The sequence below is a fragment of the Pseudoduganella rhizocola genome (assembly GCF_045984285.3).
GTDB lineage: Bacteria > Pseudomonadota > Gammaproteobacteria > Burkholderiales > Burkholderiaceae_D > Rugamonas.
Genome location: NZ_JBJQIK030000001.1, coordinates 207,332 through 226,875, shown reverse-complemented (window position 1 = coordinate 226,875; position 19,544 = coordinate 207,332). Strand labels below are relative to the sequence as shown.

Sequence of the window (19,544 nt, the reverse complement as noted above, 5' to 3'; positions counted from 1 at the left end):
GCTTATCCGCGTGAGAAGGTCCTCGTCACGCGTTCAAGATGGGCGCGCATCGCCTTGCGCGCTGCGGCGGGATCGTGCGCCGCAATCGCTTCGAGGATGCGGCGGTGGTCTTTCAGGGTGTCCTGGCGCAGTTCTTCGGTCTGGTAGTGTTCCTTCAGCCTTTGCCACAGCGTGCCGCGCTGGTTCCACAGGTAGTCGAGGGTGCTCACCAGGGCGCTGTTGCCGGTGGCGCGGCCAATGGCCAGGTGGAAGTTGCGGTCGGCCTGCTCGTTGCTGGACTTGTTGGAGTGGCTGCTTTCCATCTCCAGCACGGCGCGCAGGATCTCGTCCACTGCGGCCGGCGTGGCGGCGCGCGCCGCAATGCCGGCGATCTCCACTTCGATCACGCTGCGCGCGGCCAGCACTTCGAAGGGGCCGGGACCCACTTCGGCCACGCCCTTGTCCGGCTCCGGCAAGGCGCTGACGTAAACACCGGAACCGCCGCGCACTTCGATCACGCCGCCCAACTCCAGCGCAATCAGCGCCTCGCGCAGCGACGCGCGGCTGACACTGAGCTTGGCCGCCATTTCACGCTCGGCCGGCAGGCGCGAACCGGGCGCGATGCCTTCCTCGCGGATCAGCTGCTGGATGCGCTCGGCCACCACGCGGTACAGGCGCGGCTCCTGAGGCAGGATCTCGGGCTTCTTTTGCATGAAACTGTGTCTCCGATGCGACGTTTTTTTACTTATGTGGTCAGGCCATTCTAAAGCGGTCAGACCAAATAAGCAATGTGGACTAGCCAAATTTTTTTTGATCTGTCATACTGAATCCATAAACAAACCAAGGAAGTAACGATGACAGCCACGACCCCGCTCCGCATCCGGATGCACGATAACGACAATGTCGCGATCGTGGTGAACGATGGCGGCCTGCCCGCGGGCACGGTGTTCGACGACGGCCTGACGCTGGTGGAAGGCGTTCCACAGGGGCACAAGGTCGCCCTGCAGGACATTCCCCGGGGCCAGCCCATCCTGCGCTATAACGTGACCATCGGCCGCGCCGCGCGCGATATCGCCCGTGGCAGCTGGGTATCCGAAGCGCTGGTGGAAATGCCTGCCGCGCGCGAGCTGACCAATCTTCCTATCGCCACCGTTCCCGCGCCGAAGATGGAGCCGCTGGAGGGCTACACCTTCATGGGCTACCGCAATGAGGACGGCTCGGTCGGCACCCGCAATATCCTGGCCATCACCACCACCGTGCAATGCGTATCGGGCGTGGTGGAATTCGCCGTGAAGCGCATCAAGGACGAGCTGCTGCCCAAATATCCCAATGTGGATGACGTGGTGGGCCTGGAACATACTTATGGCTGCGGCGTGGCGATCGATGCGCCGAACGCCATGGTGCCGATCCGCACCCTGCACAACATCAGCAAGAACCCCAATTTCGGCGGCCAGGCCATGGTGGTCAGCCTCGGTTGCGAGAAGCTGCAGCCCACGCGCCTGTTTCCCGCCAACTCCATTCCGATCCGCCGCCATGACGGCAGCATGGCCGCCGAGCCGCCTGTGGTCTGCCTGCAGGACAATGGCCACGTGGGTTTCATGTCCATGATCGATTCGATCATGAAGACGGCGGAAGAGCAGCTGAAAGTACTGAATGCGCGCCAGCGCGTGCCCTGCCCTGCCTCCGACCTGGTGGTGGGCGTGCAGTGCGGCGGCAGCGATGCCTTCTCCGGTGTCACCGCCAACCCGGCCGTCGGTTTCGCCACGGACCTGCTGGTGCGCGCCGGCGCTTCCGTGATGTTCTCCGAAGTGACCGAGGTGCGCGACGGCATCGACCAGCTGACATCGCGCGCCATCAATGCCGAAGTAGCGGCCGAGATGATCCGCGAAATGGACTGGTACGACAATTACCTGAAGCGCGGCGGCGTCGACCGCAGCGCCAACACCACGCCGGGCAACAAGAAGGGCGGCCTCTCGAACATTGTCGAGAAAGCCATGGGATCTATCGTAAAATCAGGCAGCAGCCCGATCTCCGGCGTTCTGTCGCCGGGTGAAAAGCTGACGAAGAAGGGCCTGATCTACGCTGCGACCCCGGCCAGCGACTTCATTTGCGGCACGCTGCAGGTGGCCGCCGGCATGAACCTGCATATCTTTACCACCGGCCGCGGCACCCCGTATGGCCTGGCGGAAGTCCCGGTGATCAAGGTCGCCACCCGCAACGACCTGGCGCGGCGCTGGCACGACCTGATGGACGTGAATGCAGGCCGCATCGCCAGTGGCGAAGCAACCATTGCCGATGTGGGCTGGGAGCTGTTCCACCTGATGCTGGACGTGGCAAGCGGCAAGAAGACCTGGGCCGAACACTGGAAACTGCATAATGCGCTGGTGCTGTTCAACCCTGCACCAGTGACCTGATCGAGAAGAGAAACAAATGAGCAAACCATTCAAACGCCTGCTGCTGACCGGCGCCGCCGGCGGCCTGGGCAAGATCCTGCGCGAACGCATCAAGCCCTGGGCTGACGTTGTGCGCCTGAGCGATATCGGCGACATGGGCGCCGCGCAGGAAGGCGAAGAGATAATGCAGTGCGACCTGGCCGACAAGGCCGCCGTGCTGAAGCTGCTGGAAGGCGTGGACGCGGTGCTACATTTCGGCGGCATCTCCACCGAGAACACCTTCGAAGCCATCATGCATGCCAATATCCAGGGCACCTACAACATCTACGAAGCGGCGCACCGCAACGGCGTGAAGCGCCTGGTGTTCGCCAGCTCGAACCACGCGGTGGGCTTCTACAAGCAGCAGGAAATCATCGACGCCGACGCGCCGACGCGCCCGGACAGCATGTATGGCCTGAGCAAGGTATTCGGCGAGCAGCTGTCGCGCTACTACTGGGACCGCGCCGGCATCGAAACCGTCTGCATCCGCATCGGCTCCTCCTTCCCCGAGCCGACCAATGTGCGCATGATGGCGAGCTGGTTCAGCTACGACGACCTGGTGGAGGCGCTGCGCGTTTCCCTGTTCACGCCGCGCGTGGGCCACACCATCCTGTTCGGCACCTCGGACAATGCGGTGAAGTGGTGGGACAACCGCAAGGCCTCGCACCTGGGCTTCCGCCCGAAGGACAGCTCCTCGCAGTTCGCGCACAATTTCCCGGACAGCGGCGCCTATCCGCCGGATGACGACCCCGTGTCGCTGTACGTGGGCGGCAAGTTCGTCTACGACGGCCCGATGTACAAGTAAGCTAATCGCTGATCAGTTCCAGCAGGTCGGTAACGCCGATATCGATGCCGGCCTGCGACAGCAAGGTGCTCGCCTGTCCGCGATGGTGGGTCTGGTGGTTGAAGAAGTGCAGCAGCAGGCTGCCGAAGTGCTTCCGGTGCGGGCCGCGCGAATTCCGGTAGTCGAGGGATTGCGCCAGGTCGGCAGTACTTATTTCCGCTGCGAGCGCAGTAATGATCTCGTCCAGCCGCGTGCGGATCGCCAGCAGCGACGGCAGGTCCGCGCCAAATTGATGGGTGAGGCCGGACGCCACCGGCATCCCATGCATCGCCTCCAGCGACCGGAAGGCCGCAGGGTGCGCCATGAAGCGGCGCAGCCAGATCGTATCCCCCGAAATAATATGATTGAGCGTGCCGAGCAGCGAGCCGAAGAAGGCCTTGCGGTCGGCAGCGATCTCCGGCTCCGGCAGCCTGGCCGCAGCGTCATACAGCTTGCGGTTCATGGAGGCGTTATAGGCCGCCAGCAGGACGATATCTTCACGAGTCGGCATGGCGTCTCCCTACTTCCTGAACTTGGCGCAGGGATCTTCACGTTTGGCCGCGGGAATCTGGCGCACTTCATCGAACTCCCCCTGCCCTTTCGGCTCCAGATAGCCGATGCTGCGCACCGTCAGCGCTGGCGCCACGGCGTTCAGCCAGTAAGGCACGCCCAGATCCTTGCGCACATGGCCGTTACCAGCGATGAGCACCACGTCGCGCGGCTGCTGGTCGCGGATCAGTTTCGCCATCCAGATATCGCGCGCCAGCTGCGCATTCACCATCCCGGGCAGCATCATGTCCGGCAGCATATTGCAGTGGCCTTCGCGGATTTCCACTTCCTGCTTTTTGCGGAAGTCGGCCGATACCGGCTCGCCCAGGCGGTAAGCGGCTACCGTCTTCTCGTCAAAGCTCGACGCCAGGCCGTCGCGCACCACTTTCGATGCGTCGGCACGCGACAGGTTCACGGCGACCAGCGGCAGCTGGTGGTCCAGCGCCAGCTGGATCACGCCGTAATACTGCTGCCAGTCCCAGCCCGGCTTCTTCATCAGCCGGATCACGCAGCCCGCATCGGCACAGCCTTTCTGGGCATCGTTCAGCAGGTCCTGCTGCTCGCGGTCGAACTGCTCCATCGCGATGGCCGGACGCCAGCCTGCCTCGATGCGCTTGCGCAGTTCCTCATAGCGCAGCTTGTGGCCTTGCGGGTTGTCATGGACTTCTCCCAGCAGCAGCACCTGCGGATTGCCCGCAGCGGAAACGCCGCCCTGCTTGTTCTTCATGCCGCCGCAGCCGGCGAGCACGGCGCCCGCCAGCAGCAGCGCAATGGTGGATGCTTTCATTGCGCAATGCCTGTCAATCTATAAAGCGCACAGTCTAACGCAAACGCACAGCCGAGCCCGTGTCCACCTTGGGGTCAGGCACCACGGTGGACACGGGCTCGGCAGTAGAGAGGCCGTTCAGAGGCCGCAGACGCTGTGGATATTGCCGAAGGAGACGCCGCTGGCCACGGCGCGGCCGACGCAGCTGACCTTGCGCCAGCCGTTGTCCGAAAAGAGGAAGGCGCCCGCCACGAGTATCACGAGCACTACCGCAATGATGACGGCGCCCTTGAGCAAGTCCTTGTTCATGTTTCTGCTACGCGAAAAAAGGCCGCATTGTAGCGGATCAGCTGCCGCCGTCCAATCTGTAGTCGAAGTCGTAGAAGTGCTTGCCGTTCTCGATGCGGATATCGAGCTTGCCCGAGAGACCGGCCAGCTGGCCGGTGCCGGAGTCCGGCGCCACCACGATGCGCAAGCCATCATACGGACCGCCCATGATGCCGCCATGCTGCAGCACGAAGCTGCCTTCGCGGCCTTCCAGGCTGCCCTGCACCACTTCCAGCGCCACATAGGCGGCCGACGACGGCACGCTGCTGCGGTAGCCGAGGAACTCGCCGCGGCCGGTGGCCGCCAGCGGACCATGGTAGCGCTTGTCCAGCGTCATGCGGCCGATGCCGCTGCCTTCCGTCAGCGCGGCCAGCGGTTCCGGCGCCATCTTCACTTCGAATTCACCGCTTACAAGGGGCATTCCCGCATCTCCTTTCAATCAGGCCGGCTCTTTTGCCAGCGCATGCAGTTTCAGGATGGTACTCCAGTTGCGCGTGGTGACGGCATCACCCAGGGCCTTGCCCATGGCTGCCGCGGCACGGCTGGCCAGCACGCCGTCCGCGCACCACAGGTAGGCCGCCCAGCGGCCCAGCGCAAACGCTTCCGGCTTCCAGTCCTGGTGCGCCAGCGGCTGCAGCTTGCTCAGGTCCGCGATATTGCTGAGCACCGCCACCATCAGGCGCGAGGGATCGTCCGCCACCTCGCACAGGCAGTTGTCTTCGACCACCTCGTCCAGCTGGGCGGCGTCCAGCACGGTCACGCGCGAGCCCACGCCCAGCTTCAGCACCATGGCTTCTTCGATCCGCGTGGCGGACTGGGCCGCTTCCTTGCGGCTGCAATCGAATACCACGTTCCCGCTGTTCAGCAAGGTGCGGACGCCGGTGTAGCCGAGTTCGCCCAGCAGCTTGCGCAAATCGGCCATCGCCACCCTCTTGGCGCGGCCAACGTTAATGCCGCGCAACAGGGCAATCTGCCGCGTTGTGCTCATTCACTCCTCCTCTTGTTTTGTGCGCAGTATGCGGCAGGCCGGGCAAATACAGCGCCCGGCTGCCCGCTCAGGCATGCAGCCGGGCATCGGCGTGCGGCAGTTCGCTGTCCTCGCCCGGCGTCACGCGCGGAATGCGCAGCACGAAGCTGGCGCCATGGCCCAGCACGCTGCTGACCGTGATCGAGCCGGCAAACTGCTTGACGATCAGGTTGTAGACAATATTCAGGCCGAGGCCGGTGCCGCCCTGGCCGCGGCGGGTGGTAACAAAGGGGTCGAACACTTTGTCCAGCATGTCCGGCGGAATGCCCTTGCCGTTGTCCACCACCTGCATTTCCACCCAGTCGCCGTCGCACATCACATTGATGGCGATGCGGCCCGGCATGTCGGCATCGAAAGCATGGTCCACGCAGTTCAGCGTGAGGTTGGTGATGATCTGGGCCAGCGCGCCGGGATAACTGTCGAGCACGATATCGCCGGGGCAGGTAATGGCTACCGCGATACGGGTCTTCTTCAGCCTTGGCTGCAGGCTGGACACCACTTCGTCGATGTATTCACGCAGCTCGAAACGGCGGCGCGCTTCGCTCACCTGGTCCACGGCGATCTGCTTGAAGCTGTGAATCAGGTGCGCCGCGCGGTAGGCATTGTTCATGATGAGGCGCGCGCTCTCGCCCGCCGTCTCGATGTATTTGAGGATCTCGGACTTCTTCACCGTGCCGCCGGTAACGGCCTTGTGCACGTCCTCCGTGGCTTCGGCCAGCACGGAGGCGCTGGTGAGCGCAATGCCGACGGGCGTGTTGATCTCATGCGCCACGCCGGCCACCAGGCCGCCCAGCGAGGCCAGGCGCTCGGCCTGCAGCAGCGACTCCTGGGTCTGGCGCAGATTATCCAGTGCCTGCGCCGTTTCCAGCGCCGAACGGCGCGCTTCATCCTCGGCCTGCCGGGTGCGCCCGATAATCGCCTTCACGCGGCGCTGGATGGCATTGAAGCCGCGGATCACGTCGCCCAGTTCATCGGCGCGTTTTTCCGGCAGCTCCGCCACTTCATCGCTGTCGCGCGTGGCCAGTTCGAACAGGCCGTCGCGCAGCTTCTTGATGGGGTCGAACACGATGCGCAGGCTGAGGGCCAGCGCCACCACCAGGATCAGGTCCAGCAGCAGCACCTCGATGACCTTGCGCCGGATTTCATTGGCCAGCGTGGCCTCGATCTGCTCGCGGCTGAAGTTGACCACCACGCGGCCCACGATGACGGGACGCAGGCTGCTGCCGACCGAACCGGCATCGCGGTAGCCCAGGTCGGCCACCACCGGCGTGCCGGCCACCGGGTCGTCGCCGCCTACATTGGAAATCACGCCGTTGGGGCTGCGCTGCTTGCCGGAGAACAGGCCGACCGAGGTGTCATATACGCGGATCGCCACCAGTTCCGGCGGCATCATCTCGGCGGAGACGATATTGTCCACCTTGGCCTTGTCCAGGTCCCACAGGGCGGACGGCAGGCTGGTCTGCAGGCGCGTGAGCACGCCGTCGCGCAGGCGCTGGTTATTGGTCTCCAGCTCATGCTGCAGGCTGTACTGCGCATACGTGCCGGAAATGCCGAGCACTACTGTAACGATGACGACGAACAGGCAAGTCAGCCGTCCCTGAATCCCGAACATTCCACGCTCCTTGCCAACAGAGAGTTTCAATGTAAGTGAATTAATGCTGATTAGCAAGATGAGCCAGGTGCTGATCTGCCACAGATTTCCCCACTTTCAGATAGCTACTTTCTCCGCGGCAATGTTAATATCAGCTGCAAAAAGGAGACGAGATGAACGCTGGCTACCGACATCTGCCCCTGTCCGGTGTGAAACCCGGAATGGTGCTCGCCACAGAGTTATTGGACCTGCAGGGCCATATGCTGCTGCCGCAGGGCACGGTGCTGACCGAGGCCATGCTGTCCCACATGCCGCGCCACGGCATTACTTCGCTTCCCGTCGAACAGCAACCGATGAGCGCGGAAGAACTGGCCGCCTTGCAGGCCGCGCAGCGCGAGCGCCTGGCCTACCTGTTCCGCAAGACCGCCGCAGGTGAAGATGACTGGGCTGCCAACGCCCTGCGCCAGCTGGTCGCGCTGCACCGCCTTGGTCCGGAGGCGCAATGAGTACCCAGCTCAGCTATGACGACGTGGTGGGCACGCTTGAAGACCTGCCCTCGCTGCCTGCGGTGGTGATGGAACTGCTGAACAGCATCGATTCCGATGACGTGGACGTCTCCGTCCTCGCGCGCAAGGTCTCGCACGACCAGGCGCTGACCGCCAAGACCCTGCGCCTGGCCAATTCCTCGGTCTACAGCCTGCAGGTTAAAGTCACCACGATCCAGCAGGCGATTACCTTCCTCGGCTTTGAAGCCACGCGCAACCTGATCACCGCCGCCGCAGTCACCGGCTGCTTCGCCGAAAGCGCCTGCCCCGGCTTCGACCACAAGGCCTTCTGGCGCCATTCGGTGGCCACGGCCGCCTGCGCCAAGGTGCTGGCGCGGCATATGCGCTTCAACCAGGACTACGCCTTCACGGCGGGACTGCTGCACGATATCGGCCGCCTGGTGCTGGTCAGCTGCTTCCCGCAGCAGTACGCGGCCGTGCTGGCCTACCGCGCCGAACAGGACTGCTACCTGCTGGACGCCGAGCGCGCCATCCTGGGCGTGGACCATGTGGAAGCCGGCCTGGCGCTGGCTGAACACTGGAATTTCTCGGATACGATGCGGCTCGCCATCGGCGGCCACCATGCACCCGAAGCGCCGGGCGCAGGATTCCTCGCCACCATCATTCACGTGGCGGATGTGGTGGTGCATGCCCTGGACCTGGCACAGCAGCCGGACGACCTGGTGCCGCCGCTGTCCAATGTGGCCTGGCATGCCCTGTCACTGAACGAACAGTTCTGCATGCAGCTGTTCCGCGAGACCGAACTGCAGTTCGAAGAGATCTCGCAAGTGCTCCTGGCCTGAAACGGCCGGCGAAGCTTCGGCCGGAACGGAGCAGTTCCGGCCGCTCAAGCGGGCTTCAGTGCGCGTAGTTGCCGCCGTTGCCGCCTTCCTTCTGCTGCTGTGGCTGAGCCTGTTGTGCCGCCTTGTCTTCCGGCTTCGGACGGCCCTGTGCGTCGGACAGGCGGTATTTGGTGCGGCGGTCGCCCATCAGGTCGCGCAGGTCGCGAATGCTCATGCCCGTCACTTCATGCATGCGGATCAGCAGCGAGGCGCCCACCGGCAGGCGGTGGTGGCGGATCTTGCTGATGACCGGCGGCGCCACTTCCAGCAGGCGCGACAGTGCAGCATCGTTTTTCAGCTGCATTTTGCCGAGCAGAATGTCCAGCAGGTGATTGGGGTTGTAACTCTCTTGTGATGCCAAAGCGTGGTGTGCCATGATTGATCCTCGTCGATATAGTTGGTGAGTAAAACGCCACTACTTTTGGTGGCGAATGGGCCGGCCGCCTTCGGATGTTCGCTTATCAATACAACAAGATGATAGACCCGAAAAAGCCCGCTCCAACTTTGCGATCCCAGACAAGGATTGACTTAAGTCAACCATTTGCTGAAATCTTGACAACAATGTTATTTCAACACATGGGGGCGCTGTGTGGCGCACGCAAGAACTTTCAGGAAATTGTTACAAAACGCAGTTTTTCTCCTTGATAACAAAGGAAAATTTCTCTTTCCAGACGGCAGCTGGAAGCGCTTTCAAGCCGCGGTATTCACGCGGCTGCCGGGCGGTGGCTTGGCCGCTTCCTGCGCTTGTTTTAGTTGCTCACGAGTAAGAAAATCACGCTCCTGACGCTCCGCTGCAAGCTGGGTCCGCTGCGCTTGCGCACGTTCCGTTTCCTGGCGGCGTACCGCCTGCCGCTGCTCGCTTTCCGCCTCCCGTTCGCGGATACGCTCGATGCGGCGCTCCGTCACCGCGGCGTTGCTGGACTGGATAGGGCTGATGGCCATGGCTGCTCCTTGATGAGTTAATAACAATGTAGTGTGGAAAGCCTGTCAATTCAAGGGCTTGGCCGTTTACGGTAAACTCCCGCAATGCAGAAAAAAGTATTTATCAAAACCTTCGGCTGTCAGATGAACGAGTACGACTCGGACAAGATGGCCGACTTGCTCGGTGCCAGCGATGGACTGGTGCGCACCGAATCCCCGGAAGAAGCCGACGTCATCCTCCTCAACACCTGCTCGGTGCGCGAAAAGGCGCAGGAGAAAGTGTTCTCGGACCTCGGCGTGTTCCGCAAGCTGAAACAGAACAAACCCGAACTGCTGATCGGCGTGGGCGGCTGCGTGGCCTCGCAGGAAGGCGAAGCCATCGTCAAGCGCGCGCCGCATGTGGACATGGTATTCGGCCCGCAGACCCTGCACCGCCTGCCCAAGATGATCGAACTGCGCCGCCACAGCGGCAGGCCGCAGGTGGACATCAGCTTCCCCGAAATCGAGAAGTTCGACCACCTGCCGCCGGCGCGGGTGGAAGGCGCGTTCGCCTACGTCTCCATCATGGAAGGCTGCAGCAAATACTGCAGCTACTGTGTCGTACCATACACCCGCGGCGAAGAAGTGTCGCGCCGCTTCGACGACGTGCTGACCGAGGTGGCAGGCCTGGCCGCGCAGGGCGTGAAGGAAGTGATGCTGCTGGGGCAGAACGTCAACGCCTTCCGCGGCGAGATGGCGGACGGCCAGCAGGCCGACTTCGCGCTGCTCATCGAATACGTGGCGGCGATTCCCGGCATTGAACGGATCCGCTTCGTCACCAGCCATCCCAAGGAGTTCACGCAGCGCCTGGTGGACTGCTACGCCAATATTCCGCAGCTGGCCGACCATCTCTACCTGCCCGCGCAGCACGGCTCGGACAAGGTGCTGAACGCCATGAAGCGCGGCTATACGGCGCTGGAATACAAATCCATCATCCGCAAGGTGCGCGCGGTGCGCCCGAACATCACCATCGCTTCCGACTTCATCGTCGGCTTCCCCGGCGAAACGGATGAAGACTTCGCGGCGATGATGAAGCTGATCGAAGACGTGGACTTCGACAACAGCTTCAGCTTCATCTTCAGCAAGCGCCCCGGCACGCCGGCCGCCAGCCTGGCGGACGACACGCCGCAGGAAGCCAAGCTGGCCCGCCTGCAGCGCCTGCAGGCCCTGATCGACACGCAGACCCGCCGCCACAGCGAAGCCATGGTCGGGCAGACCATGCAGGTGCTGGTGGAAGGCCCGTCCAAACAGGGCGGCCGCGAACTGCAGGGACGCGCCGGCAATACCCGTACGGTGTTCTTCGATGGTGGCGACGCGGCAGAGCGCTTGCATGGCAAGATGGTCTCCGTGCGCATCACCGAAAGCCTTTCGTACTCCCTGCGCGGCGAACTGGTCGCCGCGCCCCTGAATGGATAAGCATTGAAAAAGACACCTGTACAGCCGCACTACTTCACGCCTGAACCGCTCGATAACACGCGCCTGGCGAATCTCTGCGGTCCCCTGGACGAAAACCTGCGCCAGATCTCGGCCGCGCTGGACGTGACCATCTTCCGCCGCGGCGAGAAATTCATCGTCAGCGGCGAGAATGCGGAGCGCGCGGTGCAGATCCTGGAGCGCTTCTGGGACGTGGCGGATAAATCCATCGCCGTCGAAGAAGTGCAGCTCGCGCTGGTGGAACAGCGCACCAGCAGCGCGCCGGCGGAAGACGGCGAAGCGCAGGAAGAACCGCCCTTCAACGACCCGGACATCAGCAGCCCCACGCTGAAAACGCGCCGCAGCGATTTGCGCGGCCGCACGCCGCACCAGATCCGCTACCTGCGCAATATCCTGGAACACGACATCAGCTTCGGCATCGGCCCGGCGGGCACGGGCAAGACCTACCTGGCCGTGGCCTGCGCGGTGGACGCGCTGGAGCGCGACGCCGTGCAGCGCATCATCCTGACGCGCCCCGCGGTGGAAGCGGGCGAACGCCTCGGCTTCCTGCCGGGCGATATGGCGCAGAAAGTGGACCCTTACCTGCGGCCCCTGTACGACGCGTTATACGACCTGCTGGGCTTCGACCGCACGCAGAAGCTGTTCGAAAAAGGGACCATCGAAATCGCGCCGCTGGCCTATATGCGCGGGCGCACGCTGAACCATGCCTTCGTGATCCTGGACGAAGCGCAGAACACCACGGTGGAACAGATGAAGATGTTCCTGACCCGTATCGGCTTTGGCAGCAAGGCCGTGGTGACGGGCGACGTGACGCAGGTGGACCTGCAGAAGCACCAGAAATCCGGCCTGGTGGATGCGGCGCAGGTGCTGCATCAGGTGCGCGGCATCGCCTTCAGCCAGTTCACCAGCACCGACGTGGTGCGCCATCCGCTGGTGGGGCGCATCGTGGACGCCTACGACAAGGCGCACCAGAGCACGGCCGACATCGCGCCGCTGCTCAAGCCGGCCAAAACAACGACAACAACGACCCGCAATGTCCGAAAAAAATAAGCTGACCCTGTCGGTGCAATACGCCGACGACCGCCTGGCAGAGAGCATCACCCGTCCCATGATCCGCAAATGGGTGAAAGCGGCGCTCTTCGCGCCGGCGGAATTCACGATCCGCTTCGTCGATGCCGAAGAAGGCCAGGCGCTGAACCGCGAATACCGCGGCAAGGACTACGCAACGAATGTGCTCACCTTCGCCTACAACGAAGGCGAAGAGATCGCCGACGACGAACCCACGCGCGCCGACATCATCCTGTGCACGGACGTGCTGCAGCGCGAAGCCGCCGAGCAGAAAAAATCGGTCGAAGAGCACACCGCCCACCTGGTAGTGCACGGCGTACTGCACGCGCAAGGCTACGACCACGAAGACGACGAAGAAGCCGCCGAAATGGAGTCCCTCGAAACCGAGCTCCTCGCCACGCTCGGCTACCCCAACCCCTACGCCTGAGCCCGTCACCCTGACACCATGGGGTCAGGCACTACTGTGTCAGTATGACAGCGGGGGCCTGACCCCATGGTGTCAGTCGGCGTTGCGCTGCTTGCGGAGGGCGAGCCAGCCGGCGATCACCGTGAAGGCGGCGACGATGCCGGCGATGATCCAGAAGCCGCTGTCGTCACCCGCCAATGGAATGCCGCCGACATTCATGCCCAGCAGGCCGGCGATGATGTTGATCGGCAGCGCCAGCACCGTGACGATCGTCAGCACGTACAGGCTGCGGTTGTTGGCCTCATTGACCACCGCCGCGATCTCTTCCTGCAGCAGCTTGATGCGCTCCTGCAGCGCCGCGATGTCGTTCAGCACCACGGCGAATTCCTCGCTCGATTCGCGCAGCTCCTGCCGGTCCTGCGCCGCCACCCAGGCGGGCGGGCGCTGCAGCAGGCGGAACAGGGCGGCCGGTTCCGGCGCCAGCAGCCGCTGCAGGCGGACCAGCACCCGTCGCAGCGATCCCAGCCCGGCGCGCTTGTATTGCAATTTTCCCGACAGTAGCTTGTCCTCGATGCCGTCCACCTTCAGCGTGGCGTCGCGCACGATGCGCGTCAGCACGTCGGCCTGGTCGCGCAGCAGGTGGGTCAGCAGCTCCATGGTGGAGGCCATCGTTTCGCCACGGTGCACGGCCTGCCGCAGCCGTTCGATCGATTGCAGGGGCTTGCGCCGCGCGCTCACCACCAGCCGCCGGTCCACGCTCAGGCAGAGGCTGGAAATGTCCGAGGCTTCGAAGCTGAAGTCGTGCAGCACGTCGTTGACCACGGCCACCAGCGTATCGTCGGCCTGCTCGATGCGGGTGGAACGGGCGCCATCGTGCAGGCTGTCGTAGAACTCCTGCGCCAGCGCAGTGTGGTCGTGCAGCCATTTTTCGCTGGCCGTGTTGGCAAGGTTGAAGTGCAGCCAGAGGAATTCACCTTCGGGCGTATCGCGGCACAGCCAGGCAATCGCCTCGCCCGCCCCGATCGGCAGCGGCGCCCCGCGCCCGAACAGATAGCCGCACACCAGGCCGTTCTGGTCCGAGCCGTAAGTCATCTGCATGCATCCACCCTCATTCACACCGGCCGGAATGGCCCGTGCCGAGCCTAGCAAACGAATGTGACCGCAATTTGACAAGCGTACCCTGGCAAACAATTGCAATGTTGCAACAACGTCAAAAACGATGGCTGTGCGTCATTTGGTGTATCCTACGTCTCTTCGGAACAAAGGCTTTAAGCCAATTATGCAAGAGCACTCTAGTAGCGTCAGGAATGACGCTAAACCACATCGATCGCTCCTCGAGCGACTCACCGCCCTGATTTCCCCTGAGCCCGAGAACCGCTCGGAACTGCTCGAAGTCCTGCACGAAGCCCACGAACGCAACCTGATCGATGCCGATGCGCTGTCGATGATCGAGGGCGTGTTCCAGGTATCCGACCTGTCCGCGCGCGACATCATGGTGCCGCGTTCGCAGATGGACGTGATCGACATTTCCAAACCCATCGAGGAATGGATGCCGCTGGTGCTGGAAACGGCCCACTCGCGCTTCCCCGCCATCGAGGGCGAACGCGACAAGGTGGTCGGCATCCTGCTGGCGAAAGACCTGCTGCGCTATTACGCGCAGGAGTCCTTCGACGTGCGCGACATGCTGCGCCCCGCCATCTTCATCCCGGAATCGAAGCGCCTGAATGTGCTGCTGCGCGATTTCCGCGCCAACCACAATCACATGGCCATCGTGGTCGATGAATACAGCGGCGTGGCCGGCCTGATCACCATCGAGGACGTGCTGGAACAGATCGTCGGCGATATCGAAGACGAATACGATTTCGATGAAGAGGAAGACAATATCCTCTCCATCAAGGAAGGCCAGCACGGCCCGCGCTGGCGCGTGAAGGCGCTGACCGAAATCAGCCAGTTCAACGAAGAACTCGACACCAGCCTGTCCGACGAGGACGCGGACACTATCGGCGGCTTCGTTGCCCAGCATCTGGGCCGCATGCCGCACAAGGGCGACGAGTTCGATATCGGCAACCTGCACTTCGAAGTGCTGCGCGCCGATGCCCGCCAGATCCACGTGCTGACCGTGGAAAAGCTGCCACCGTCCATCGACGAGCAGGACTGATGCGCCTTCGCCGCGCCCAACCCGGCGAAGCGCCAGCTCCCGCACGCAGTACCCGCAGCAGAATGATCATCGCCGCGCTGGCCGGCGCGGCGAGCGTGTTCTCGTTCGCGCCGTTCGGCTGGTGGCCCTTGCAGCTGCTGTGCCTCGCGGTGCTGTTCTACCAGGTGCTGCGCGCCTCCTCGGTCAAAGCCTCCGCTTTGGTGGGCTGGGCCTTCGGCTTCGGCTGGTGCCTGGCCGGCGTGCACTGGCTCTACGTGGCGCTGAACCGCTTCGGCGAGCTGGCCGCGCCGCCGGCCGCCATCTCGATTGCGCTGCTGGCCGTCTTCATGGGCGGCTACTCGGCGCTCGCCATGGGCGCCGGCGCATGGCTGCGCAAGCGTTTCGCCATGCCGCTGCCTGCCGCCAATCTCCTCCTGCTGCCTGCGCTGTGGGCTGTCGGCGAATGGGCGCGCGGCTGGGTATTCACCGGATTTTCCTGGGCTTCCGCAGGCTATGCACACAATGTTTCGCCGCTGTCCGGCTTCGCGCCCGTGCTGGGCGTGTACGGCATCAGCTGGCTGGTCGCCCTGAGCGCGGGCGCCCTGCTCCTGCTGATGCACCGCACGCGCGCCGCCGCGCTGGCGCTCATCGCTGTGGTCTGGGGTGCGGGCTTCGGCCTGCAGTACGTGCAATGGACCCATGCCGAAGGCAAGCCATTGTCCGTGCGCCTGGTGCAGGGCAATATCGCGCTCAAGGCCAAGTTCGACCCGAACCACATGCAGTCCACGCTGCGCCAGTACCAGCAGGCCGTGATGGCCGCGCCGGCGGACCTGATCGCCACGCCCGAAACGGCCGTGCCCCTGTTCCCGCACCAGCTCCCCGCCGGCTACCTGGACAGCTTCGGCCAGTTCGCGCGCCGCAGCGGCAGCTCCATCGTGCTCGGCATTCCGCTGATGGACAGCCCTTCCCAGTATTCGAACAGCGTGATCGGCCTTGCGCCCACGCTTGGGCCAAAACCCTACCGCTACGACAAGCACCACCTCGTGCCCTTCGGCGAATTCATTCCGCCCGGCTTCCGCTGGTTCACGAACCTGATGCAGATTCCGCTCGGCGACCAGACCCGCGGTGCCGTGCTGCAGCCGGCCTTCCGCGTGAAGGACCAGCGCGTGCTGCCGAATATCTGCTACGAGAACCTGTTTGGCGAGGAAATCGCCGAGCAGCTGGCGGAGGATGCGCAGCCGGCCACGGTGCTGCTGAATGTGTCGGAACTGGCCTGGTACGGCGAATCGCTGGCCATTCCCCAGCATTTGCAGATCTCGCAAATGCGCACACTGGAAACCGGCCGCCCCATGCTGAGCGCCACCAACAGCGGCGCCACGGTGATGATCGACCACCAGGGCATCGTGAAAGCCAGCCTGCCTTACTACCAGCCGGGCGTGCTGAATACCACCGTGCAGGGCATGGGCGGCACCACGCCCTATATCCTGCTGCAGAATCGCCTCATCCTGGCGCTCGCCGCTTTGGCCGTCATCGCGGCCTGTCTGTGGTCCAAATCTCTACAAGTCCGCGCTAAAAACCGCTAAAATGAGTCGTTTTGGCGAACCGATAACGCTCGCGCCTGCGCGCGCCACTGAAGAACGAAGATGCTGACATTCCAACAAATTATCCTGACCCTGCAATCCTACTGGGACAAGCAGGGCTGCGCACTGCTCCAGCCCTACGACATGGAAGTCGGGGCGGGCACCTTCCACACCGGTACCTTCCTGCGCGCGATCGGCCCCGAGCCGTGGCGCGCGGCCTACGTGCAGCCGTCGCGCCGCCCGAAGGATGGCCGTTACGGCGAGAACCCGAACCGCGGCCAGCACTACTACCAGTACCAGGTGGTGCTGAAGCCTGCGCCGGAAAATATCCTGGACCTGTATCTGGGTTCGCTGGAAGCGCTGGGCCTGGACCTGAAGCAGAACGATGTGCGCTTCGTGGAAGACGACTGGGAAAGCCCGACCCTGGGCGCCTGGGGCCTGGGCTGGGAAGTCTGGCTGAACGGCATGGAAGTCACGCAGTTCACCTACTTCCAGCAAGTGGGCGGCCTGGATTGCAAGCCGGTGCTGGGCGAAATCACTTACGGCATCGAGCGCCTGGCCATGTACCTGCAGGGCGTGGAGAACATGTACGACCTGGTATGGACCGAGCTGGAAGAGAACGGCGTGAAGCGCAAGTTCACCTACGGCGACGTGTTCCACCAGAACGAAGTGGAGCAGTCGGCCTATAACTTCGAGCATTCGAATACCGAACTGCTGTTCCAGCAGTTCGCCAACCATGAATCCGAAGCCAAGCGCCTGATCGAGCTGCAACTGACGCTGCCGGCCTATGAGCAGATCATGAAAGCCTCGCACAGCTTCAACCTGCTGGATGCGCGCGGCGCCATCTCGGTGACCGAACGCGCAGCCTATATCGGCCGCGTGCGCGCGCTGTCGCGCATGGTGGCGCAGGCCTACTACGATTCCCGCGAACGCCTTGGCTTCCCGATGCTGGCTTCTGCATAAAGATACACGAACATGACTCAAACTCTGCTCATCGAACTGCTGACCGAAGAACTGCCGCCGAAGGCGCTCGCCAAACTGGGCGCAGCCTTCAGCGCGGGCATCGTCAATGGCCTGAAATCGCGCGACTTCCTGGAAGACGGCAGCGAAGCCACCACCTACGCCACGCCGCGCCGCCTGGCCGTGTCCATCACCAAGGTGCGCGCCACCTCGCCCGATAAATCGATCCGCGAAAAAGTGCTGCCCGTGACCGTGGCGCTGGACGCTTCCGGCAACCCGACGCCGCCGCTGGCCAAAAAGCTGGCCGCGCTGGGCTTCCCCGACCTGAAAGTGAGCGACCTGGAACGCGCGCAGGACGGCAAGGCCGAGAGCTTCTTCTACACCTACACCGCGCCGGGCTCGCAGCTGCAGGCCGGCGTGCAGGCCGCGCTGGAAGAATCCGTGGCCAAGCTGCCGATTCCAAAGGTAATGAGCTACCAGCGTCCGGACGGCGAGACCGTGCAGTTCGTGCGCCCCGCGCACAGCCTGATCGCGCTGCATGGCGAGTCCGTGCTGCCGCTGACCCTGCTGGGCCTCACCGCATCCAACAAGACCGACGGCCACCGCTTCCTGACCGCCCCCGGCCAGCGCACTGTGACCGTGCCGAACGCGGACGCGTACGCCGCCACGCTGGCGGACAAGGCCAAGGTGGTCCCGAGCTTCGAAGCGCGCAAGGAACAGATCCGCGCATCGCTGCTGCAGAAAGCCGGCGCCGACCAGGTGCTGATGCCGGAAGCGCTGCTCGATGAAGTGACCTCGCTGGTGGAATGGCCGGTCGTCTACGAGTGCCACTTCGAGGAACAGTACCTGTCCGTGCCGCAGGAATGCCTGATCCTGACGATGCAGACCAACCAGAAGTACTTTGCGCTGACCGACACCAGCGGCAAGCTGCGCTCGCGCTTCCTGATCGTCTCCAATATCGCCACCGACACGCCGCAGGCCATCATCGGCGGCAATGAGCGCGTGGTGCGCCCGCGCCTGTCCGACGCCAAGTTCTTCTTCGAGCAGGACAAGAAGAAGACGCTGGAATCGCGCCTGCCGCTGCTGAAGAATGTGGTGTACCACAACAAGCTGGGCACCCAGGCCGAGCGCAGCGACCGCGTGACCGCGCTGGCCACCGCCATCGCCGCCAGGCTGGGCGCCGATGTGAAGCTGGCCGAACGCGGCGCGCGCCTGTCCAAGGCCGACCTGCTGACCGATATGGTGGGCGAGTTCCCCGAGCTGCAGGGCATCATGGGCACCTACTATGCGCGCCACGATGGCGAGCCGGAAGAAGTGGCGCTGGCCGCCTCCGAACACTACCAGCCGCGCTTCGCCGGCGATGCTCTGCCAACCACCAATACCGGCACCGCCGTGGCGCTGGCAGACAAGCTGGAAACCCTGGTCGGCATCTGGGCCATCGGCCTGCAGCCGACCGGCGACAAGGACCCGTTCGCGCTGCGCCGCCACGCCCTCGGCGTGCTGCGCATGCTGATCGAGAAGCGCCTGCCGCTGACCATCAGCGGCCTGCTGGCCGACGCGGCAAAGCAGTTCGCTTCCGTGCCGAATTTCAAGGATCCGTCGGCCGAAGTGAGCGCCTTCATGCTGGACCGCCTGCGCGGCATCCTGCGTGACCGCAGCTTCACGCCGAACGAGATCGAAGCCGTGGTGGCGCAGAATCCGGACCGACTGGACGATATCGTGCAGCGCCTGGAAGCCGTGCAGGCCTTCGCCGCCCTGCCGGAAAGCGCCTCGCTGGCTGCCGCCAACAAACGCATCACCAATATCCTGAAGAAGAACGAGGAAGCGCTGGCGCAGGCCTCCACCGTCAACCCTGCGCTGCTGCAGGACACGGCCGAGAAGAACCTGGCCGCCGCCGTCACCCGCGTGCAGCCCGAAGTCGATGCGGCCTTCGCCCGCGGCGACTTCACCGGCACGCTGAAAACGCTGGCCCAGCTGCGCGACGACGTGGACGCCTTCTTCAACGACGTGATGGTGATGGCCGACGATATCGCGCTGCGCAACAACCGTCTTGCCCTGCTGTCTTCACTGCACGGCATGATGAACCGCGTGGCCGACATCTCGAAACTGGCTGCCTGA

Annotated in this window: 21 protein-coding genes; 11 read left to right on the top strand and 10 right to left on the bottom strand. The window is 63.7% G+C overall.

All coding sequences use genetic code 11. From position 1 onward, the window contains the following. Positions 1-2: 2 nt before the first annotated feature. A complete protein-coding gene (locus tag ACJRPG_RS01095) occupies positions 3-692 on the bottom strand; it encodes a FadR/GntR family transcriptional regulator (RefSeq protein WP_407998193.1) in 690 nt (229 codons plus the stop codon). 141 nt (positions 693-833) lie between these two features. Here ACJRPG_RS01095 and garD point away from each other — a divergent pair, with 141 nt between their 5' ends. Together garD and ACJRPG_RS01085 are read left to right on the top strand one after the other, a co-directional pair. After that, positions 834-2,393 carry a galactarate dehydratase gene (gene garD / locus ACJRPG_RS01090; protein WP_407998192.1) on the top strand — a complete coding sequence of 520 codons (1,560 nt, stop codon included), beginning with the start codon at positions 834-836 and terminating at the stop codon, positions 2,391-2,393. 16 nt (positions 2,394-2,409) lie between these two features. Continuing rightward, the gene (locus tag ACJRPG_RS01085; RefSeq protein ID WP_407998191.1) at positions 2,410-3,216 is read left to right on the top strand and encodes an NAD-dependent epimerase/dehydratase family protein; all 807 of its coding nucleotides are present in this window, start codon (positions 2,410-2,412) and stop codon (positions 3,214-3,216) included. Position 3,217: 1 nt separating this feature from the next. Here ACJRPG_RS01085 and ACJRPG_RS01080 read toward each other — a convergent pair whose 3' ends face one another. The 6 genes from ACJRPG_RS01080 to ACJRPG_RS01055 form a co-directional block, all read right to left on the bottom strand. After that, the gene (locus ACJRPG_RS01080; RefSeq protein WP_407998190.1) at positions 3,218-3,745 is read right to left on the bottom strand and encodes a DinB family protein; all 528 of its coding nucleotides are present in this window, start codon (positions 3,743-3,745) and stop codon (positions 3,218-3,220) included. Between the two features lie 9 nt (positions 3,746-3,754). Beyond that, positions 3,755-4,570 carry a ChaN family lipoprotein gene (locus tag ACJRPG_RS01075; protein ID WP_407998189.1) on the bottom strand — a complete coding sequence of 272 codons (816 nt, stop codon included), beginning with the start codon at positions 4,568-4,570 and terminating at the stop codon, positions 3,755-3,757. Between the two features lie 117 nt (positions 4,571-4,687). Further along, positions 4,688-4,858: a hypothetical protein gene (locus tag ACJRPG_RS01070; RefSeq protein WP_407998188.1), complete on the bottom strand. Its 171-nt coding sequence runs from the start codon at positions 4,856-4,858 to the stop codon at positions 4,688-4,690. 37 nt (positions 4,859-4,895) lie between these two features. Beyond that, complete coding sequence (locus ACJRPG_RS01065) at positions 4,896-5,297, bottom strand: DUF3224 domain-containing protein (protein WP_407998187.1); 402 nt, start codon at positions 5,295-5,297, stop codon at positions 4,896-4,898. 18 nt (positions 5,298-5,315) lie between these two features. Continuing rightward, positions 5,316-5,864, bottom strand: coding sequence for a DUF1697 domain-containing protein (locus ACJRPG_RS01060; protein WP_407998186.1), 549 nt, complete (start codon positions 5,862-5,864; stop codon positions 5,316-5,318). A 67-nt stretch (positions 5,865-5,931) separates the two neighbouring features. Next, positions 5,932-7,515, bottom strand: a complete 1,584-nt coding sequence (locus tag ACJRPG_RS01055) for a sensor histidine kinase (RefSeq protein ID WP_407998185.1) — start codon at positions 7,513-7,515, stop codon at positions 5,932-5,934. A gap of 152 nt (positions 7,516-7,667) precedes the next feature. Here ACJRPG_RS01055 and ACJRPG_RS01050 point away from each other — a divergent pair, with 152 nt between their 5' ends. Beyond that, positions 7,668-8,000 carry a hypothetical protein gene (locus tag ACJRPG_RS01050; protein WP_407998184.1) on the top strand — a complete coding sequence of 111 codons (333 nt, stop codon included), beginning with the start codon at positions 7,668-7,670 and terminating at the stop codon, positions 7,998-8,000. After that, on the top strand, positions 7,997-8,842 hold the full coding sequence (locus tag ACJRPG_RS01045; protein ID WP_407998183.1) for an HDOD domain-containing protein: 846 nt from the start codon (positions 7,997-7,999) through the stop codon (positions 8,840-8,842). The genes ACJRPG_RS01050 and ACJRPG_RS01045 overlap by 4 nt, the downstream gene beginning before the upstream one ends. 55 nt (positions 8,843-8,897) lie before the next feature. Here the strand turns inward: ACJRPG_RS01045 and ACJRPG_RS01040 are convergent, their stop codons facing one another. Then, positions 8,898-9,257 (bottom strand): hypothetical protein, encoded by a 360-nt coding sequence (locus ACJRPG_RS01040; protein WP_407998182.1) that lies wholly within the window; start codon positions 9,255-9,257, stop codon positions 8,898-8,900. Between the two features lie 314 nt (positions 9,258-9,571). Beyond that, entirely contained in the window at positions 9,572-9,823 is a 252-nt protein-coding gene (locus tag ACJRPG_RS01035; RefSeq protein WP_407998181.1) for a hypothetical protein, read from the bottom strand. Positions 9,824-9,907: 84 nt separating this feature from the next. Here ACJRPG_RS01035 and miaB point away from each other — a divergent pair, with 84 nt between their 5' ends. From miaB to ybeY, 3 genes are read left to right on the top strand one after another with little or no spacing between them, the layout of a single operon-like run. Beyond that, positions 9,908-11,257, top strand: coding sequence for a tRNA (N6-isopentenyl adenosine(37)-C2)-methylthiotransferase MiaB (gene miaB, locus ACJRPG_RS01030; protein WP_407998180.1), 1,350 nt, complete (start codon positions 9,908-9,910; stop codon positions 11,255-11,257). A 3-nt stretch (positions 11,258-11,260) separates the two neighbouring features. Continuing rightward, complete coding sequence (locus ACJRPG_RS01025; protein WP_407998179.1) at positions 11,261-12,325, top strand: PhoH family protein; 1,065 nt, start codon at positions 11,261-11,263, stop codon at positions 12,323-12,325. Continuing rightward, positions 12,309-12,770 (top strand): rRNA maturation RNase YbeY, encoded by a 462-nt coding sequence (gene ybeY / locus ACJRPG_RS01020; protein WP_407998178.1) that lies wholly within the window; start codon positions 12,309-12,311, stop codon positions 12,768-12,770. The genes ACJRPG_RS01025 and ybeY overlap by 17 nt, the downstream gene beginning before the upstream one ends. A 72-nt stretch (positions 12,771-12,842) precedes the next feature. Here the strand turns inward: ybeY and ACJRPG_RS01015 are convergent, their stop codons facing one another. Further along, positions 12,843-13,847: a transporter gene (locus tag ACJRPG_RS01015; RefSeq protein ID WP_407998177.1), complete on the bottom strand. Its 1,005-nt coding sequence runs from the start codon at positions 13,845-13,847 to the stop codon at positions 12,843-12,845. A gap of 181 nt (positions 13,848-14,028) precedes the next feature. On the opposite strand from ACJRPG_RS01015, the gene ACJRPG_RS01010 reads away from it, so the two are divergent. The 4 genes from ACJRPG_RS01010 to glyS are packed head-to-tail and all read left to right on the top strand — an operon-like array spanning position 14,029 to position 19,544. Beyond that, on the top strand, positions 14,029-14,907 hold the full coding sequence (locus ACJRPG_RS01010) for a CorC family transporter (RefSeq protein WP_407998176.1): 879 nt from the start codon (positions 14,029-14,031) through the stop codon (positions 14,905-14,907). After that, the gene (gene lnt, locus ACJRPG_RS01005) at positions 14,907-16,469 is read left to right on the top strand and encodes an apolipoprotein N-acyltransferase (RefSeq protein ID WP_407998175.1); all 1,563 of its coding nucleotides are present in this window, start codon (positions 14,907-14,909) and stop codon (positions 16,467-16,469) included. Before ACJRPG_RS01010 ends, lnt begins: the two co-directional genes overlap by 1 nt. Before the next feature lie 60 nt (positions 16,470-16,529). Next, a complete protein-coding gene (gene glyQ, locus ACJRPG_RS01000) occupies positions 16,530-17,429 on the top strand; it encodes a glycine--tRNA ligase subunit alpha (protein WP_407998174.1) in 900 nt (299 codons plus the stop codon). A 12-nt stretch (positions 17,430-17,441) separates the two neighbouring features. Beyond that, on the top strand, positions 17,442-19,544 hold the full coding sequence (gene glyS, locus ACJRPG_RS00995; RefSeq protein WP_407998173.1) for a glycine--tRNA ligase subunit beta: 2,103 nt from the start codon (positions 17,442-17,444) through the stop codon (positions 19,542-19,544).

Coding starts and splice junctions, on each gene's coding strand:
- ACJRPG_RS01050 (WP_407998184.1), top strand. CDS start 7,668: ATGAACGCTGGCTACCGACATCTGCCCCTGTCCGGTGTGAAACCCGGA.
- ACJRPG_RS01080 (WP_407998190.1), bottom strand. CDS start 3,745: ATGCCGACTCGTGAAGATATCGTCCTGCTGGCGGCCTATAACGCCTCC.
- ACJRPG_RS01075 (WP_407998189.1), bottom strand. CDS start 4,570: ATGAAAGCATCCACCATTGCGCTGCTGCTGGCGGGCGCCGTGCTCGCC.
- ACJRPG_RS01040 (WP_407998182.1), bottom strand. CDS start 9,257: ATGGCACACCACGCTTTGGCATCACAAGAGAGTTACAACCCCAATCAC.
- ybeY (WP_407998178.1), top strand. CDS start 12,309: ATGTCCGAAAAAAATAAGCTGACCCTGTCGGTGCAATACGCCGACGAC.
- ACJRPG_RS01045 (WP_407998183.1), top strand. CDS start 7,997: ATGAGTACCCAGCTCAGCTATGACGACGTGGTGGGCACGCTTGAAGAC.
- garD (WP_407998192.1), top strand. CDS start 834: ATGACAGCCACGACCCCGCTCCGCATCCGGATGCACGATAACGACAAT.
- ACJRPG_RS01055 (WP_407998185.1), bottom strand. CDS start 7,515: ATGTTCGGGATTCAGGGACGGCTGACTTGCCTGTTCGTCGTCATCGTT.
- ACJRPG_RS01035 (WP_407998181.1), bottom strand. CDS start 9,823: ATGGCCATCAGCCCTATCCAGTCCAGCAACGCCGCGGTGACGGAGCGC.
- ACJRPG_RS01010 (WP_407998176.1), top strand. CDS start 14,029: ATGCAAGAGCACTCTAGTAGCGTCAGGAATGACGCTAAACCACATCGA.
- ACJRPG_RS01085 (WP_407998191.1), top strand. CDS start 2,410: ATGAGCAAACCATTCAAACGCCTGCTGCTGACCGGCGCCGCCGGCGGC.
- miaB (WP_407998180.1), top strand. CDS start 9,908: ATGCAGAAAAAAGTATTTATCAAAACCTTCGGCTGTCAGATGAACGAG.
- ACJRPG_RS01070 (WP_407998188.1), bottom strand. CDS start 4,858: ATGAACAAGGACTTGCTCAAGGGCGCCGTCATCATTGCGGTAGTGCTC.
- ACJRPG_RS01065 (WP_407998187.1), bottom strand. CDS start 5,297: ATGCCCCTTGTAAGCGGTGAATTCGAAGTGAAGATGGCGCCGGAACCG.
- ACJRPG_RS01095 (WP_407998193.1), bottom strand. CDS start 692: ATGCAAAAGAAGCCCGAGATCCTGCCTCAGGAGCCGCGCCTGTACCGC.
- glyS (WP_407998173.1), top strand. CDS start 17,442: ATGACTCAAACTCTGCTCATCGAACTGCTGACCGAAGAACTGCCGCCG.
- ACJRPG_RS01060 (WP_407998186.1), bottom strand. CDS start 5,864: ATGAGCACAACGCGGCAGATTGCCCTGTTGCGCGGCATTAACGTTGGC.
- glyQ (WP_407998174.1), top strand. CDS start 16,530: ATGCTGACATTCCAACAAATTATCCTGACCCTGCAATCCTACTGGGAC.
- ACJRPG_RS01015 (WP_407998177.1), bottom strand. CDS start 13,847: ATGCAGATGACTTACGGCTCGGACCAGAACGGCCTGGTGTGCGGCTAT.
- lnt (WP_407998175.1), top strand. CDS start 14,907: ATGCGCCTTCGCCGCGCCCAACCCGGCGAAGCGCCAGCTCCCGCACGC.